The sequence below is a fragment of the Streptomyces sp. ISL-66 genome (genome assembly GCF_018614135.1).
GTDB lineage: Bacteria > Actinomycetota > Actinomycetes > Streptomycetales > Streptomycetaceae > Streptomyces.
Genome location: NZ_JAGGOW010000117.1, coordinates 33,970 through 50,102, shown reverse-complemented (window position 1 = coordinate 50,102; position 16,133 = coordinate 33,970). Strand labels below are relative to the sequence as shown.

Here is a 16,133-nt window from a genome sequence, read left to right as displayed (position 1 = left end):
TGCCATGGACACAAGAACTCGTATCGCCGTTGCGGCTGTTGCAGGTGTAGCGGCCCTGCTCGGTCCCGCAGCCGCACAGGCCACCGCCCTACCCCTGGACGGAATCCACATCACCGGCCAGGTCATCCCCGGCGGCGCCGACGGCCAGCCCCACGAGCTGTTCTGCCCTGCGCCGCAGAGCGCCTACAGCGGCGGCTTCGCCATCTCCGCGAGCGAGGGCGCCCGCCTCGCACCGGAACCGACCGACGTCATCGAGAGCCACCCGAACGCGAACGCCACCGGCTGGATCGTCACCGTACGCAAGCACCAGTTCCGCTCAGGACACCCCGAGCACCCGGACCACCCCGGGAACCCGGACCACCCCGATTACCCCGATTACCCCGAGCACCCCGAGCACCCCGAGCACCCCGAGCGCAGCAAGGACCCCCACGTGGAACCCGCCGATCTGGTCATTCACCTCACGTGCACGGAGGGGATGCCCACGCACGGCATGTGACCGCCGCGCGACAGGCCGTTGCCCGGGTCCGGCAACGGCCTGCCCGTCCACGCTGCCCGTGACGCGGACGGCACCTTGTGTCCGGTTGGTTCAGACGAGTGCCGGTGTGGGAGCGGGGAGGTAGGGGGTGATGTTGCGCCACGCGCGCTCAATGTATTCCTCCTTCTCGCCGACCGGGGCGACGTAGTGCAGCGCGCTTTCGGCGGCGTCGTTGCCCTCAAGGCGTGCGATGATCCAGGCGGCGAGGTAGTGCGAGGCCAGGCAGCCCCCGGCGGTGGCGATGTTGCCCTTGGCATAGAAGGGCTGGTTGAGCACCTCAACGCCTGCAGCGACGACCCAGGGCTTGGTGGTCAGGTCGGTGCAGGCCGGGATGTCGTTGAGCAGGCCGAGCTTGGCCAACACGAGCGCGCCGGAGCACTGCGCCGCGATGAGTTGGCGCGAGGGGTCCAGGCCGCGCAGGACCTTCATGATGGCCGGGTCTTCGACGACCTCGCGGGTGGCAATGCCACTGCCCACGATGACGGCGTCGGCTGCGCACGCTTCCTCAAGAGTGGACATCTGCTCGATGACGACTCCGTTCATCGACTTCACCTTGGCGCTGGGGGTGGTGATGGTGACGCGCCAGTCGTCGGTCTTGATGCGGTTGAGCACACCGAGCGCGATGAGAGAGTCGAGTTCGTTGTAGCCCTCGAAGGTGAGGATGGCGATGTGCACGGCGGCTGTCCTTCCGGAGAGTGGGTCTTGACGGTAAGGATCCGAGAACAGGACAGTCAAAGAATTGTCATGGATACAATCCGGTGCATGGCTGCCTCGCGGTACAAGAAGTTGGTCGACGCGCTGGCCTTGGACATCCGGACGGGGCGGCTCGCCGCAGGGGCGCGGTTGCCGACACACCGCAGGCTGGCCGCCCGTGAGGGCATCGCCGTCGTGACCGCAACTCGGGTGTACGCCGAGCTGGAAGCGATGGGCCTGGTAAGCCGGGAACAGGGCCGCGGCACGTTCGTGCGCGACATCGCGGTTCCCACGGGTCACGGCATCGACCAGCAGGTCGTCGCCGCGGACGCGGTCGACCTCAGCTTCAACTATCCGTCGCTGCCCGGCCAAGCCGATCTCCTGCGGCAGGCCCTGCGAGAGGTGGCCGCCTCCGGTGACCTCGACTCGCTGCTGCGCTATCAACCACATCGAGGCCGTCCCCAGGACAGAGCCTCGATCGCACGGCACCTGGGGCGTCGAGGAATCACCACGGACCCGGATCAGATCCTCATCACCAGCGGTGCCCAGCACGGTCTGGCCATCACCGTCATGGCCGCGCTCGACCCCGGCGACGTCATCGCTGTCGACGCACTCACCTATCCGGGTTTCAAGGTCCTCGCCCACGCCTTTCATCTCGACCTGGAGCCCGTACCCGCAACCGCCAACGGGCCGAATCTCGATGCCCTTGAGGAACTGTGCGCGACCCGTCCTGTGCGCGCCATCTACACCATGCCCACCTTGCACAACCCTCTGGGCTGGGTCATGCCGGCAACTGACCGCACCCGCCTGGTCGAGATCGCTCGAGAGCACGGTCCGCTCATCATCGAAGACGCCTCGTACGCATACCTGGTCGAGGACCCTCCACCGCCTCTGGCCGCGACCGCGCCGGACATCACCGTCTACGTCTCAGGACTCTCCAAGAGCATCGCCACCGGTCTGCGGGTCGGCTTCGTCGTCGCCCCGCCGTCCAGGGTGCCGTCGCTCGAACGAGCGATCCGGGCGACTACCTGGAACACTCCGGCCATCACCACCGCGGTAGCCTGCCGCTGGCTCGAAGACGGCACGGTGGACCACTTGGAAGCGCAGAAGCGAGACGACGCCAAGGCCCGCCAGACACTCGCCAGACAAGAGCTGGCGGGCCTACCGATCGTCAGCCACCCCTCGTCCTACTTCACATGGCTGCCGCTGCCCGACGACGTACGCGCCGATCGCCTGACCGCCACCCTTGCGCGTCAGCACATTTCGGTCTCCACGGCGGAGCCGTTCACCACCTCGATACACACACCACAGGCGCTCCGCCTCGCTCTGGGCTCGCCCGATCTGGATCGTCTCCAGTCGACGCTGCGTACAGTGCGACGAGTCGCTATCGAGGACGGCTACGCCTGAATAAATTGCCTTGGAGCCGCCTCGGGCAGGGCTGGTCGCTGTGTGGTCGGCTTGCCCATCCGGCGAGGGCGAGGCTGTGCAGGCGGGCGACGCCGGGCATGGCGTGCTGGACGCGGTCGCCTTTGAGGCGGCAGTCGCGGAGGACCCTCGCGCCGCAGAACGGTCACCAGCTTCCCGATACAGGGCGGGCTCGGCCCGATGAGCGGGGATATCCAAGACGGCTCCGACGCCGTGATCACACCAGCCACCGCGAGATCATCTCCCCCCTGACCAGCAGTTACGGGACAGCTTTCATCCGCGGTGTCGCACCGCGGCCTCTGCGACGTCGGCCTTGGCGACGGCCGGTCGCGGCTTGCGGACGAGCGGGACCGTCGCGCACGCGGCGAGCAGGGACGCTACAGCGACCGCGTACCAGCCGTGCTGGAACGCGGCGACAGCGTGTCCGGGGGCCGGGGTGCCGAGGATGCCGACCAGGAGCGCGACGCCGAGGACCGCGCCGATCTGACGGCCCATCGAGGTGATGGCCGAGCCGGTGGCGAAGCGGGCCGGCGGCAGGGCGGCCGCCGACGCCCCGGTCAGGACCGGGAGCGTCATGCCTACGCCGAGGCCGGTCAGCATCATGCCGGGCAGGAGCGAGGCCGCGTAGGCCGAGCCGGTGTCGAGGGCCGCGGCCCACCACAGGATGCCGGCCGCGAACAGGACAGTTCCCGCCAGCGCGATGCGGCCCGCACCGAATCTGGCGACGGCGGGCCCGATCCGCAACGCGACCGGCGGCACCAGCAAGGGTCCCGGCGCGATGGCGAAGCCGGTGCGCAGAGCCGAGTAGCCCCACACGCCCTGACACCACAGCACCGCGCCGAGCAGCATTCCGGCGAACGCGACGGTGAACAGCGTCAGAGCGGCCGCGGCGGATGCGAACGCCGGAACCCGGAGCAGCGGCAGCTCGACGATCGGCACGGGGTGGCAGGCCGAGCGCAGTCCGGCGGTGATCCCGCCGATCGACGCCCAGGCCCGCACCGCCCCGGCGCGCTTCTCGGGCGCTGTCGTGTCGAGCAGCAGCGCGAGCGACGTCGGCATCAGCAGCGCAGCTCCGGCGGCCTGCACGAGCCGTGCCGCGACCAGCGTCCCGACGTTGGGAGCGAGTGCGCAGCCAACCGAGGCGAGGGTGAACACCGCCAATCCGGTCAGGAAGACCGGCTTGTGGCCGGATCGGTCGGCGACGCGGCCGGCGACCACGAGGAGCGCCGCGAAGACGATCGCGTAGCCGTTGAGGACCCAGGAGAGGGAGCCGAGGCCGCTGGTGCCGAACGAGCGGCCGATCTCCGGGAGGGCAACGTTGACGATGAACGGGTCAAGGTAACACCGGCGCCCCCCGCGACCGCCTCGCCGCCAGACTGCGCGCACTGGAAGAAGCGGGCGTGGTCGAGCGCCGCGCCTACAACGAGCGGCCATTGCGCTTCGAATACCACCTCACGGAGGCCGGCCGCGATCTCGCACCGGTGATGCACGCGCTGTTGGCCTGGGGCGACCGCTGGGCGGTGGACACTCCGCCGGTGGTCTTCAGGCATCGCGGCGGACCCGGCTCCGAGCATGACGCCGAGCACGGCCTCGATCTGACATCGACGTGCCGGACCTGCGGCGAGGGGGTCTCGTCGGGAGGCCTCACGATCGACGTGCGGGCACCTGGATGGGACCGGGCCGGGCCAACCGAAGGATCCTGACCACGCTGCGCCACCACGCGCCAGCCCGGCTCGCTGCCTGGCAGCCTCACAAACAGGCACGACGCTTCGGCCGATGCGCGGATGGAGCTCGCAGGTGTGCCGTGCCCGGACGATCCCGGGCACGGCACGCGTCAGCGCGGCCGCCTGGGAGTCAGGACCGCTCGGAACTCTTCGCGAGCTCCGCCGGGTTCGCAGGGCCTGACCGCTGGGGCGCAGCGCTGCCTGACCTGAGCGGCCCGCTGGCCACCGGTTGGATGGTGACGAGTTGCCAGGACCTCGGGACAGCGGGGCTGCCGCAGTCGAGGGTCGTTCCGTTGGAGGAGCACTGGAGCTCGTACGTGGCCCCGGTCGTGGTCAGGACCTTGAAGTTCGTCACCTGGCCGAGCGACGAGATGGTGGCGTCGCAGACAGTGGCCGGGGCGGGGTAGCCGGGGTTCTGCGCGGCCGTCGTGAGGTCCTCGCGCTTGTAGTTCCCCGTCTGGGGGTCGTCGCGGTGGCCCGCGTAGGCGACTCCGTTGATGAGGAAGACGCTGAATTCCTCGGTGTTGTTGGAGAGGATGGAGTCGATCGTGTTACCGCAGCCGCTGGTCCCCTTGCACCCTCCGTCGTGACGGTCGTCGCTGCCCCGTACGCCAGGGTCGTCCTCATCGTCGTCGTCATGGCCCCGCCCGTCGTGGCACCTATCGCCACCCGAGGCGGCGGACGGCGCCACTCCGGCCGCGCTGGGCGGCTCGGGGGCCGCCAGCGCGGGGCTCGCAAAGCCGAGGATCACCACGGCCAGCGATGCCGCCGCGCCCCCAGCGAGCCAGCCGCCCTGACGGCTAAGCGGGCCGAAACGGGAAACTGTCGTTCTCTGACGACTCATGGGTATTGCTCCTCCTGGAACCGAACGGAGTGATCTTGAGGAACTCGACGCGCCTCACTCGGCATGATTCGTCCGCAAGGGGACGCGCAACCGCTCCACTCCGGCCGATCAACATATTGGCCCACTCCCGTTGACCCGACAGGGATCAGTTTGTCGCGTTCTGTGGCAAACCGGGACCGAACAGGGGAAAGGCTGGCCCTCCCGACCGCGCCTGGGGCAGGACGGTCGCGCCGGGGGCGCATGAATGTGCCGTGACGACGCCTACTCTCCCGCTCACACCTCGCGGCCCGGGGTGGAACGCGCTGTGAACCAAACGGTTTGCCTGAACATGATCGTCAAGGATGAGGCGCCCGTCATCCGGCGCTGCCTCGAATCCGTACGCCCTCTGATCGACAGCTGGGTCGTCCTGGACACGGGGGTCGACGGACGGCACCCAGGATGTCGTCCGGGAAGTCTGCCCGGCGCCCTTCACCAGAGCACATTCAAGGGTTTCGACGCGAGCCGCAGCGAAGCGATCGAGCTGGCACGCACCGAAGCGGACTACGTGCTGTTCATCGACGCCGACGACCTGATGGAGGTGCGGGCGGGCTTCCGCATGCCGGAGCTGACGCACGACGCCTACCAGATCGCGCTACACGACGGGCCCGTCGTGCACTGACGGCCGGTACCTGCGCGACGCCAAGGTGCTGCAGCAGGGGCTGGTCAAGGAACCCGACAACTCCCGATACGTCTTCTACCTCGCCCAGAGCTGGCGTGGTGCCGGGGAGCCGAAGAGGGCGCTGGCCGCCTACGACCGCCGGGCGGCCATGGGTGGATTCGCCGAGGAGGTCTTCTGTGCCCAGCTCTACGCCGCCCGGCTCGCGGCAGACCTGGGTCGGCCGTCGGCGCAGGTGATGGACCGTTTTCTCCGCGCGCACGAGAGCCGTCCCGGGCGGGCGGAAGCCCTCGGTGACCTGGCGCGCATGTGCCGTAACGACAGGCGATGGCCGCTCGCCTACCTCTTCGCGCGGCAGGCGGCGCAGGCCCCCTACCCGGCGGACATCCTGTTCGTCGAGTTCGAGTGGTACGACTGGCGCGCGCTCGACGAACTCGCCGTGGCCGCTTACTGGGTCGGCGAGTATGAAGAGTCGGCGGAATGCGGCCGACGCCTCCTCGACGGCGCCAACCTGCCCCTCGGGGAGCGCGACCGCGTGACCCGGAACCTGGAATTCGCACAGCGCAGGATCGGCCCGAGGGCCCTCGTAGACGCCTGACGCAAAACCGCCCGCACCACTGCACCTCCAGTCCACGCCGCTTCCGAACAGCAGCGGAAGGACGAAGAGCCGATCCTGACAACTGTGGCCATTGCGGCGATCACCGCGTGCCCGGGCCACTGACGGTGCAGCAGCAGAACCTCGATCAGCTGTCGGCGTTCCCCACTGCCGGACGGCGACGCGGCCGTTGCGGGGACCGCCGGATCAGGTCGATCCCGCAGTCGTACTCCTCCCCCGCCCAGCGGCCGCAGCACAGGCGTGCCTGCTCGAAGTCGAAGTCGAAGTCGAAGCCGAAGCCGATCGAGGTGGCCGTCCGAGGACGTGCCGGGCACCCTCGGCGAGGTCGATCGCCGCGAGGCGCTCGTTCAGCTCGGCCAGCGACCCGACCTCGGGCGGCGGTACCAGGTACTTGCGGCGGAGCCCCGCCTCAGCCGGAGTCGGCACGCTGGGCCTACGGCAAAGACGCCTACACGCCCGTAGACGCCGCACACGCCCTGACCTGGATCACCCCGGCGGCTGGAGCCGCATCGATGACGAACTCGGCTGGACTGACTTACAGGTCCGCTCCGACATCGGTATCCGACGCCACCAGACCCCGGGTCACCTGCGCGTTCTCGTTCTGCTGGGACACCTGGTTCAACCGTCCAACCGACGTTTCGCCCGCAACGGCGACGCCAGACACCGCCCAGGTACCCGGGCCGCCCCCGGAAGGGGGCTCAACCGAACCCCGACAACCCCGCCCGCCCGCCCCGGTTCAACGAGCCACCGCTAGGCGGGCGGGGTGGGAATCAGCCGCCCATCTTCGAGGGGTCGATGATCTGCTCGGCGGGCGGTGCCGCGACGGTGATCGGCGCATTGAAGTCGGAGAACTCCGCGGACTTGGGCTCCTTGCCCCCCTGACTGGTGAACTTGAGGAGGTAGGGCTCGCCCTCCTTGGCCACGTAGAAGGTAAGAGTTTCGGCGCCGTCCTTCTTGGTCAGGACGGCGGCCTTCTTGCCGTCGAGCGTGGTGTCGGCGCCCTTGGTGAGACCGGTCTTCGTGCTGTCGGCCGGTTCCAGGAGGGCGTCCGCGTCGCAGATGGCGGCCAAGCCCTCCTTCTTCGCCTCCTCGGCGGAGATCTTGACCCAGCGGCCCTTGAGCAGTTCAGCTACTGCTGCGGCCTCCTCGGCGGAGGTCGCCTCCCCTTTGCCCATCTGCTGCCAGAACTTCTCGTCGCCCTTCATATACATGGTCTGGCTCACCTTGCGCAGGGCCGCGGTGGCGCCTTCGGAAGTGATGTTGCCGTCGCAGTCGCCCTGCTTGGCGAGGGCGAGATCGAAGGCCATCGGTTCCTCATCGGAAGCATCGGAGCCCTTGACTCTCAAGGAATCGGCCGCCTTCGTCGTGTCCAGTGCCTTGTCGGCGATCTGGTCGGCGGAGAGACCGGCGAACGGGTCCACTGGGGGCTGCGGCGAGGGAGAGGCGCTCGGCGGCGTCTTGGCGGCCGGCTTGTTGACTTCCCCGCCACAGGCGGTCACGCCGACAGCGACCATCACACACAGCACCGCCATCACCACGGACTTCTGCTTGCCCACTGTTCTTTACTCCTCTTATCCGGAATGTATCCCTCCATGGGACTTCCAGCAGGACCGAACGGATGCATAGCGAGGAGGTGATGTGGCTCACCCCGGCCGCAGCATGAAGGGAGGGGTGCGAAGGCCACCCTCAAATCCCGCGATCCCGGAGAGCACCTGGATGCCGTCGGCGTTGCCGGAAGGGCCGGCCACCGTGACCCGAACCGCGGTGAGGAGGCCGAGGGTGTCGGCGCCGAAGTTCATGGGTCTTCTACCAGGGGACGCGGGCGCAGATGGTTTTGCCGCCGCCGGGGGCCGGCTCAATGTGCAGGTCGGTTGCGAGGTGGTTCACCACCAGCCATCCCCAGCCGCCGCTTCCCTCGGTGTGCGGCGCACGCGGCTCGGGCGGGTGGGGGCTGGTGTCGGTGACACGGATGTCGACGCCGTCCCCCCGCAATGCCAAGCGGAGAGTGCAGGGGCCGTCGGTGTGGCGGATCGCGTTGCTGACCAGCTCGCCGACAACCAGCAGCACGGCGTCGTCGGCGCTGCGAGACCCGGCGGGTGGGCGGGCCTGGCCAGCCTGATCGAGGAAGGCGCGGGTCGCCTCGCGCGCTGCCGCTGCTGCTTCATTCACACGAGGCAGGTAGCGCTCCAGTACGGGTGCGATCATGACCCCTCCCTCCGTCCGGCGGTCTCCGTACACCACACACCTGCCCGGTGCTGGCGCCGAGAACCGCGTCCGCGGACGCGGGGTGAAGAAAGGCCACACTTACGTCGCTGGCCATGCAGTTGTTTGGGGGGCTGCCGCGGGTACTGGCTTCACGGGGGTGCGGAGTCAGGTGTCTGCCGGTGGCCCCGCGACGCGCGAGAACAGGCAGCTACCCGGCACACTCGGCGTCAGCAAGGTCCGCCCGGCACCACGTGTCTACAGGTGAGACAGTGCGAACGCGGACAGGAAGCCGACCACGGTCACCAGTCCTGTCAAGAGATGCACCTTGCTGTATGCCTCGGGGATCATCGTGTCGGCGATCATCGCCAGGATCGCCCCGGCGGCCACCGCGGTGATCACCGCCATCGTCGCCTCCGAAGCCCCGCCGAGCAGCGCGTACCCGGCCAGCGCCGCCAAACCGCTGATCACGGCGATGCTGCCCCACAAGACGAACACGTACGTCCGACTCCGTCCGGCGCTCCTCATGCCGGCGGAGCTGGCCAGTCCCTCGGGAATGTTGCTGATGAACACCGCGCCCACCGTTGCGACCCCGAGGTGTCCACCACCCAACAGACTTGTCCCGATGACCACGGACTCCGGGATCCCGTCGAGCAGCGCCCCCAGGGCGATGGCGTTGCCCGACCCCGGAGCTTCGGCTTCGGAAGGCTGCTGCTCCCCGGAACGCTTACGGTGCTGCGCACCATGCCGCGCCAGCAGCGCATTGGCCCCCGAGTACACGCCGGCGCCGCCGACCGCGCCCGCCACGACCGGCCAGATCCCCGAACGCTCGTAGGCATCGGCGATCAGCTCGAACGACACCGCCGCCATCAGCACACCGCTCCCGAACGCCATGACCAGAGCGATCAGCCGGGGCGGAACGCGCACCAGCGAGCCGGTAGCCGCGCCCACCAGCAGAGCCGCCCCCGCGAACAAACCCCACCCTCCCGCCGTCAACGCTCCGCTCATCGCCGCCCCCTCTTTCCCTTGCTGACATATGAGCCGCTCCTACCCCGCAAGAAGCGCGGCAACGGCCGACACCGGCGCCGCCTGGAAGTGGATCACCCATGGCCGAGTGCGCCCGCTGACGGTCCTCTCGCAGCAGAAGAGGCGCGACGGATGGCAAGGCCCGCGGAACCGTTTCCGGCCAGGCTCGTTGCCAGGCCGGGATGCACACCCACCCCGGTCTTCGGTCTTCTCGGGGCGGATCCTCACCCGCGTCGGCGGGGTGCCCGGCTGGCGCCACCCGGGCACCCCGCCGACCAGGCCCCTCCTGCCGTCGTCGCCAGGCCATGCGGCGGCGCTCCCGATCGTGTCGCGCACGTGCAGGATGCCGCCCATGTCACCCCTTGTGTCGGCTTGGGAACCGTAGGTGATGGTCGCGGCATGAGGGTCGTCCCGCCGAAGAAGTAGGGCGAGCCACAGGAATTCCGTAAGCCGCCCAACTGGCATATGCACCCTGATGTCAGGACATCCGTTCCCTCCTGCGGACCAGCCCGGACGGGGCAACGGCCTGCGAGGGAACGCCCCGGCGGACCATGTCGCCGACGAGTTCGCGGGCCATGGGGTACGCGTGCACGTAGTGCGTGGCCCGCTGCGCCGCCGCCCGCAACGTCACCGCGGCTTCGCCGGAGCGGCCCATGCGGTGCATGGCCCGCGCCTCGTCGATCCGGTAGTGGGTGATGCCCTCCCGGCTCGGCATCGCCGTCACGTCGACGTCGTCGACGAACGAGAGCCCGGTGTCGGGCGCGTCCACCTCGACCCCGGCCTCGGTCGTGTGCACGAGGACGTTCGCCCGGGAGAACACGGTCTGCCACCGCAGATCGTGATGACCGCCGGGAGGCGCTCGGAGACCTCCACCGCGCGGGTGGACTGGCTCCAGGCACCGTCGGCGTCGCCGGCGCAGGCGCAGGCGCAGGCGACGACCTGACGCAGCACCAGCGTGCCTTCCAGCACGAGGGCGTCGGTGTCCCCCGTCGCCGAGATCGGCTCCAGATCGCGCAGGGCGGCGTCCGCGACCGCCTGCGTCTCGCGCAACGAGCCCTGGTGAAGCAGGGCGCCGCACCGGTCCCAGGCCACGGCCGCTTTCACGATCGGATCGTCCAGATGGGTCGCGGCCCCGGCCGCGGCCGGCGCGGACGGCACGAGACCGGGGTGGCCGGAGAGGATGCGGGAGGAGCGGCGCAGGGCTGCGCGAAGCGCGGGTACGTGCGGGACGGCGGAGCCCTGCTCGCGGCGGAGCCGGTAGGGCTGTCCGAGCAGCCACGACGTCGACCTCGCAGACCGTGGCGACGGCGGTGATCAGGGAGTACCGTCCAGCGGGAGCCGGCCGGCTTCGACGTCCTCGGCCCAGCGTTCGGATCGGCCCACCAGACCGGCCGTCTCCGCCTGCGTCAGGCCTGCCGCGATCCGGGCCACGCGCACGCGCGCCCCGGTGCCGGTGTCTGGGGATTGGGTCATGACGGGCACCTCTCCGTTCTGGACTCCTCACCCGGACGGTGCTCCCCGCGAGCGACCTGCGGACGTCAACTGCCCAACAGGGCGACCTCTGCGATCTCAAGCCTCTGCCCACGTTGTCAGTGGCGGGCCGGAGAATCAGCGGATGTCCCACGAACCGACGGCGGCGGGCCAGTCGGAATCTCTCGCCGCCTCCTTGCGCGCGGACCTGTCCGAATCCGGCTTCACCTTCACCGGGTGGATCCGCTGGCACGGAGCGCTGCGGGCCGAACTCCCGGTCGGTGTCGCCCGCCTGCGCCTGCCGACGAGCACGACCCGCTCCCCCATCCGGTACTCCCTGGCCCCCATCGGCGACGCTGCGGCGATCACCTACGGCGAGCCTGTTTCCCCAGAGGCCCGAGAAGACGCGCTCATCCGGGACCGGGAGCGGATCGCGGAAGAGAAGTAAACCGCCGAGCTCCCACCCTCCTACCCGGCCGTGATCCGCTGCTGAACCACGACACAGGGCAGGACGGATCGGCCTAGCCGCGAATCCGGTCTGCCTCGCGGGTCGCCGACCACCGCACGTAGGGCATGCCGCCGAGCAGTCCGGCCGCGACTGCGCCGATGCCCACATGGCGACTGTCGCCGATTACCTTCAGCGGCGGCCGGTGGCCAGGACGACGAGGAACTGACCGCCGCCGGCCTGGATGTCGGCGGTCACCGGCAGCCCCGGTACCAGTCGGGAGAACCGGTCCACCAGCCAATCCGCCGCCTCTTGGGCGTCCTTCTTGGTCGGACAACGGCCCACCATCTCGCGGCCCCCCTTGCGCTCCAGCCTGTCGGCAACGGCGATCAGCGGCGCGGGTTCGACTACGTACAGGCGCTCCGGCCAGGCGATGACCACCTTGACCGCGCCCTTGCGGGTATTGCACCCGCGGTGCGCAAGCCGCTCGGCGACCTTGGCCTTCCGGTCGGCGGTCCGGCTGTCGACACTTGGCCCCCGCGGGTCGTTCACCGACTCGTCGGGGTCGACCGGTTCGTCACACACCCAGCACCGCCAGCCATCGCGCTCGGCCACATCATCAAGGAGACTCATCCGAGCAAACTAGCCTGCCCGGATGCCAACCGCGCACCAGGGCCCCGGCAACGTCTCGAACACCGGCCAACAGCGCTGCGACACCTGGCCGACCAGCGTGCAAAGGACACAGGCGTGGCGTGGGCCAGCCCGGCTCCCGCAGTGGCCGCGGCGCGGGAGATCGCCGTGGTGCAGTTCCAGTCCTGGACGCTGCGGCAGCCGTGGGCAGGCCCCCGTTCGAGGACCCCGTGTACCGGGCCCGTCGGCACCAACGCCGATGCCGCCCGCACCTGGACAGCGTCGTACCTGGTCACCGGGGCCGTCCAGCTGGGACGCAAGTCCTGGGTCGCGCCCTGGGCAGGCGACTGCCGCGCCTCCACGCGACGCTCCGGGCAACTGCGGCGGACTCTGCGAGCGTTGCTAGCCTGCCGTCCATGATCAAAGGTATCCCGACGGGCCGAATAGGCCGCATGGTGGGAGACAGCAGGCCGGAGCGCGTGCTGATCGCCGCGAGTTTCGTCAACCGGGTCGGCAACGGTCTGTTCAACGCGGCGTCGGCGCTCTATTTCACCTTGGTCGTGGGCCTGCCCGCGGTGCAGGTCGGCGCCGCGCTCACCATCGCCGGACTGATCGGCCTGTGCGCCGGGATACCCGGAGGACATCTCGCTGACCGGCGCGGGGCGCGCACGATCATGATGCTGGCCCTCGCGGTCCAGGCGATGTCGATGGCGGCCCTCGTCCTCGTCGAGAGCTGGGCCGCACTCACGATCATCGCGACGGTCGACCAGATCGCGGCAGCGGCCGGTGGTGCGGCCTGGGGCGCTCTGGTGGTCCGGGTCGGGGGTGATCGCCCGGCCCTGTTCCGGGCGAAGTTGCGCACCTTCGTCAACCTGGGCGTCATTCTGGGAACGGTAGGTGCCGGGCTTGCGCTGGCCGCGGACACCCGTGGCGCCTATGTCACCCTCATCCTCGGCAACGCGGCGAGCTTCGCCCTGTGCGCGGTGCTTCTGCTCCTGCTGCCCCGCTATTCCGTGCTGGCAGCACCGCCGCAGCAGCGTCGCTGGCTCGCTTTCACGGACCGCCCGTTCCTGACGTTCACCGCCCTCTACGGGGCCATGGGACTGCAATACCCGGTGGTCTCCCTGCTCCTGCCGATCTGGATCTCCGAACACACCGAAGCGCCGCGCTGGACGGTGGCCGCACTGTTCGCCGTCAATGCCGCCTTCTGCGTGCTGATGCAGACCAGGATCGGCTCCCGTATCGAAACCCCGCACGACGGCGGCAGGGCGTTCCGCACCGCGGGGCTGCTCTTCCTCGTCAGCTGCCCGATGATGGCGCTGGCGGCGTACACCCCTGTCTGGGCGGCAGCGGGACTGATCCTGGCAGCGATCTTCGTCCATAGCTTGGCAGAGGTCTGGGAGTCCTCGGCGGGCTTCGCCCTGGGCTTCGGTCTTGCCCCCGACCATGCCCAGGGCCAGTACCAAGGTCTCCTCGGCCTCGGCTTCAGCGCGGGCCAGGCTCTTGCCCCCGCGATCCTCACCACGGTGGTGCTCGGCCTCGGTACGGCGGGCTGGCTGCTGCTGGCGGTGTTCTTCGGGGCGTTGGGCGCTGTAGGCCCGTCTCTTGCCCGCTGGGGCATACGGACCCGGCCGCAGCCGGGCGTTGCCGAGTGAGCGACGGGACGACCAGGGAGTGGGTGGGTCAGGTCGCCTGGCCGTAGCCGTCCACGCCGGGGCCATCGCCGCGCAGCAGCATCATCCCCGCCTGCTCGGCGAGGCTCGTGGTTTGCCCGTACCCGGCTTGACCCGAAGCCTCAAGTACCGCGAGGCCGGCCGGCCGGGAAGGAGCCCCACACGCAGCGCCCGCCGAGGAAGTGTCCTGGGCGGGCGCAGCGAGTTGTCTAGGCGGGAGTGATGTTCTCTGCCTGCGGACCCTTCTGGCCCTGGGTGACGTCGAAGTTGACCTTCTGGCCTTCCTGGAGCTCACGGAAGCCCGAGCTGGCGATGTTCGAGTAGTGGGCGAAGACGTCCGGGCCGCCGCCGTCCTGCTCGATGAAACCGAAGCCCTTCTCCGCGTTGAACCACTTAACAGTTCCCGTAGCCATGTTGCCCTCCAAGGGGACTCGAAACCGGTCCCGCACCGTGCGGAAACCGGAGGTGATCGCCCTGGTCCTCAGAAACTGTGAACAGCGCGGTCGCCCGTGAACGCGTACTCACGGGCGACCGGTACTTCGGAACCATGACAGCTAGCCCTGACGTTACACGGACAGCTCCCCGCACTCCACGAGAACGCCCACGTATGGAGCATTGTCAGGCTGTGATGCCGTGGCCGCCGGTGTGCGCACCGTCAGCTCCATCGCTCACGTGCGCGAGTGCGCAGACGGGGGCTCAGCGTGCCGCGGCCGCGCAGGGCTGGATCGCGACGAACTCGGTGTAGTGGTCGCGGTAGGTCTCGGTGAACGTCAGCGGCGGGCACAGCCGTGCCCGCCGGCGCATGTCATCCGCGTCCTCGGGCAGGATGTAGCGGGCCTTCTGGTAGGCGCGGACTTCGGCGGCGAACGCATTGGCGTAGGCCTCGTGGGAACTGAAGCCGAGCTGCTGTACGTTGCGCACGTTGTCGTAGCTGCCGACGAAGCCGGAGATGTAGCGCGCCTCACCGAGTTCGACGAACGGCAGCCGGGGCACCCGTCGGCCGGTGCGGTCCTCGGTGATCGCGTTGCCGACGGCGTCGCGGACGACGGTGCCGTTCTGAGTACGCAGCTGCGTGCTCGTCGGCGGCGAAGACTCCTTGCGGACCCAGTCGTGCCCCTGCAGGAAATGCGCGCGCAGCGCGGGCACGAAGGAGGCCGGTGTCGTCTGCCTCACCGGGAACGGGAGGTCCAGCGGCGCGTCCAGCGGATCCGGGATGTGCGGACTGCCCGCGACGACGTAGAAGCGGTAGCGGTTGAGGGCGACGCCTCGGTCGGGCAGGTTCGTGGAGTCGTCGGCTTCCGAGTTCACGATGACGATCTTGCCGTCGAAGCGGCCGGCCACGAGGTCGGCCTGCGGGTCGAAACCCTCCGTGGTGATCGGCACGGCCAGGTCGAACACGCCTGCGGCGGCGCCGGAGTGGACGAGGCGGAGGATGGGGTACGAGCTGTCGGAGAAGCCCGTGACGTACTTCCGGGACACCTTTCCGACCATCGAGCGGCCACCGGAGGAGAGTGCCTTGGCGAAGTCGGTGATGATCTCGTCGTCGACCCTCGCTCCGTCCTCCTCGATTCCTCCGTCGATGAAGGTGCCGGGGACGGACGGGTCGAGGATGCGGTTACCGAGGGTGCTCCAGCCGACGGCGGCGTGTACGAATCCGCGCCTGAACAGGAAATCCTTGCCAAAGTAGACGTTGAGCGCGCCGAGGCCCACCACGAAGTGCGGCGGCTCGACGAGCACGCTGCCGTTGGAGCGATGCGGTTCGGCCGGAGCGCTGATCCGGTAGGGCACCCGGAACCGGCCGGTCGTCGTCCGGCCTTCGAACACACCGTCGTACTGGACGTAGCGGATGCCGCCGAACGACCCGAGGGGCGTGGTCGTCGGACGGCCGAGCCGGTCCTCGTTCCCGTGCTGCGGGGGGTTGGCGGCCTCCTGGGCGGCCGCGACCGACTGGGGGTGACGGGGGACGGCCTGGGCGCCTGTTGCCGGCAGGGCCAGCATGAGCGCGGCCAGCAGCAGTGCCCACATCCCGAGCCGCCTCCGGCGGAGGCCGCCCGGCCGCGGGAGGGGGTGGGCAAGACCGGCGGCCCGGTCGGGTCGTGAAAGCCGCGCAGGCGTCACGGGGCCGTTGTTTCGGAACCACTGCCAGAACATCGGGTGCTCCTCCTTCTACGCCGTGAAGCACTCATCCGGTGCTC

At 69.5% G+C, this 16,133-nt stretch carries 19 protein-coding genes and 2 pseudogenes; 7 read left to right on the top strand and 14 right to left on the bottom strand.

Going from position 1 to position 16,133, the window contains the following annotated elements; translation table 11 throughout:
* Positions 1-4 precede the first annotated feature (4 nt).
* A complete protein-coding gene (locus tag J7E97_RS22500; protein ID WP_215030219.1) occupies positions 5-496 on the top strand; it encodes a hypothetical protein in 492 nt (163 codons plus the stop codon).
* 90 nt (positions 497-586) lie between these two features.
* Here the strand turns inward: J7E97_RS22500 and J7E97_RS22495 are convergent, their stop codons facing one another.
* The gene (locus tag J7E97_RS22495) at positions 587-1,210 is read right to left on the bottom strand and encodes a DJ-1/PfpI family protein (RefSeq protein WP_215030216.1); all 624 of its coding nucleotides are present in this window, start codon (positions 1,208-1,210) and stop codon (positions 587-589) included.
* A gap of 87 nt (positions 1,211-1,297) precedes the next feature.
* Here J7E97_RS22495 and J7E97_RS22490 point away from each other — a divergent pair, with 87 nt between their 5' ends.
* Positions 1,298-2,635: a PLP-dependent aminotransferase family protein gene (locus tag J7E97_RS22490; protein WP_215030213.1), complete on the top strand. Its 1,338-nt coding sequence runs from the start codon at positions 1,298-1,300 to the stop codon at positions 2,633-2,635.
* Between the two features lie 58 nt (positions 2,636-2,693).
* Here J7E97_RS22490 and J7E97_RS22485 read toward each other — a convergent pair.
* The 3 genes and pseudogenes from J7E97_RS22485 to J7E97_RS22475 form a co-directional block, all read right to left on the bottom strand.
* Positions 2,694-2,783, bottom strand: a pseudogene (locus J7E97_RS22485) (IS5/IS1182 family transposase); the annotation flags it as partial.
* Positions 2,743-2,883 (bottom strand): annotated as a pseudogene (locus J7E97_RS22480) (IS5/IS1182 family transposase); the annotation flags it as partial. The pseudogenes J7E97_RS22480 and J7E97_RS22485, both read right to left, overlap by 41 nt.
* 43 nt (positions 2,884-2,926) lie before the next feature.
* Positions 2,927-4,039, bottom strand: a complete 1,113-nt coding sequence (locus J7E97_RS22475) for an MFS transporter (RefSeq protein WP_308346677.1) — start codon at positions 4,037-4,039, stop codon at positions 2,927-2,929.
* Between the two features lie 14 nt (positions 4,040-4,053).
* On the opposite strand from J7E97_RS22475, the gene J7E97_RS22470 reads away from it, so the two are divergent.
* Positions 4,054-4,356 carry a winged helix-turn-helix transcriptional regulator gene (locus tag J7E97_RS22470; protein WP_374224211.1) on the top strand — a complete coding sequence of 101 codons (303 nt, stop codon included), beginning with the start codon at positions 4,054-4,056 and terminating at the stop codon, positions 4,354-4,356.
* Between the two features lie 151 nt (positions 4,357-4,507).
* Here J7E97_RS22470 and J7E97_RS22465 read toward each other — a convergent pair whose 3' ends face one another.
* A complete protein-coding gene (locus tag J7E97_RS22465; RefSeq protein WP_215030206.1) occupies positions 4,508-5,221 on the bottom strand; it encodes a hypothetical protein in 714 nt (237 codons plus the stop codon).
* A gap of 304 nt (positions 5,222-5,525) precedes the next feature.
* Between J7E97_RS22465 and J7E97_RS22460 the strand changes: the two genes are divergently transcribed.
* Both J7E97_RS22460 and J7E97_RS22455 read left to right on the top strand, forming a co-directional pair.
* On the top strand, positions 5,526-5,879 hold the full coding sequence (locus J7E97_RS22460) for a hypothetical protein (protein ID WP_215030202.1): 354 nt from the start codon (positions 5,526-5,528) through the stop codon (positions 5,877-5,879).
* Between the two features lie 25 nt (positions 5,880-5,904).
* The gene (locus J7E97_RS22455) at positions 5,905-6,474 is read left to right on the top strand and encodes a hypothetical protein (RefSeq protein ID WP_215030199.1); all 570 of its coding nucleotides are present in this window, start codon (positions 5,905-5,907) and stop codon (positions 6,472-6,474) included.
* Between the two features lie 788 nt (positions 6,475-7,262).
* Here J7E97_RS22455 and J7E97_RS22450 read toward each other — a convergent pair.
* The 6 genes from J7E97_RS22450 to J7E97_RS36110 form a co-directional block, all read right to left on the bottom strand.
* A complete protein-coding gene (locus tag J7E97_RS22450) occupies positions 7,263-8,048 on the bottom strand; it encodes a hypothetical protein (protein ID WP_215030197.1) in 786 nt (261 codons plus the stop codon).
* A gap of 87 nt (positions 8,049-8,135) precedes the next feature.
* On the bottom strand, positions 8,136-8,291 hold the full coding sequence (locus J7E97_RS22445; protein WP_215030194.1) for a hypothetical protein: 156 nt from the start codon (positions 8,289-8,291) through the stop codon (positions 8,136-8,138).
* A 7-nt stretch (positions 8,292-8,298) separates the two neighbouring features.
* On the bottom strand, positions 8,299-8,697 hold the full coding sequence (locus tag J7E97_RS22440) for an ATP-binding protein (protein ID WP_215030191.1): 399 nt from the start codon (positions 8,695-8,697) through the stop codon (positions 8,299-8,301).
* A 255-nt stretch (positions 8,698-8,952) separates the two neighbouring features.
* On the bottom strand, positions 8,953-9,702 hold the full coding sequence (locus tag J7E97_RS22435) for a ZIP family metal transporter (RefSeq protein ID WP_215030189.1): 750 nt from the start codon (positions 9,700-9,702) through the stop codon (positions 8,953-8,955).
* Between the two features lie 496 nt (positions 9,703-10,198).
* The gene (locus tag J7E97_RS36115) at positions 10,199-10,540 is read right to left on the bottom strand and encodes a hypothetical protein (RefSeq protein WP_251054962.1); all 342 of its coding nucleotides are present in this window, start codon (positions 10,538-10,540) and stop codon (positions 10,199-10,201) included.
* Positions 10,541-11,034: 494 nt separating this feature from the next.
* Positions 11,035-11,193, bottom strand: coding sequence for a helix-turn-helix domain-containing protein (locus tag J7E97_RS36110; RefSeq protein WP_251054961.1), 159 nt, complete (start codon positions 11,191-11,193; stop codon positions 11,035-11,037).
* A gap of 142 nt (positions 11,194-11,335) precedes the next feature.
* Here J7E97_RS36110 and J7E97_RS22425 point away from each other — a divergent pair, with 142 nt between their 5' ends.
* Entirely contained in the window at positions 11,336-11,638 is a 303-nt protein-coding gene (locus tag J7E97_RS22425; RefSeq protein ID WP_215030186.1) for a hypothetical protein, read from the top strand.
* A gap of 189 nt (positions 11,639-11,827) precedes the next feature.
* On the opposite strand, the gene J7E97_RS22420 is transcribed toward J7E97_RS22425, so the two are convergent.
* Positions 11,828-12,268: a hypothetical protein gene (locus tag J7E97_RS22420; protein ID WP_215030183.1), complete on the bottom strand. Its 441-nt coding sequence runs from the start codon at positions 12,266-12,268 to the stop codon at positions 11,828-11,830.
* 476 nt (positions 12,269-12,744) lie between these two features.
* Between J7E97_RS22420 and J7E97_RS22415 the strand changes: the two genes are divergently transcribed.
* Positions 12,745-13,920 (top strand): MFS transporter, encoded by a 1,176-nt coding sequence (locus J7E97_RS22415; protein ID WP_308346673.1) that lies wholly within the window; start codon positions 12,745-12,747, stop codon positions 13,918-13,920.
* A gap of 227 nt (positions 13,921-14,147) precedes the next feature.
* Here J7E97_RS22415 and J7E97_RS22410 read toward each other — a convergent pair whose 3' ends face one another.
* Both J7E97_RS22410 and J7E97_RS22405 read right to left on the bottom strand, forming a co-directional pair.
* Positions 14,148-14,351, bottom strand: coding sequence for a cold-shock protein (locus J7E97_RS22410; protein WP_215030177.1), 204 nt, complete (start codon positions 14,349-14,351; stop codon positions 14,148-14,150).
* 283 nt (positions 14,352-14,634) lie between these two features.
* Positions 14,635-15,963 carry an alpha/beta hydrolase domain-containing protein gene (locus J7E97_RS22405; protein WP_215030174.1) on the bottom strand — a complete coding sequence of 443 codons (1,329 nt, stop codon included), beginning with the start codon at positions 15,961-15,963 and terminating at the stop codon, positions 14,635-14,637.
* Positions 15,964-16,133 lie beyond the last annotated feature (170 nt).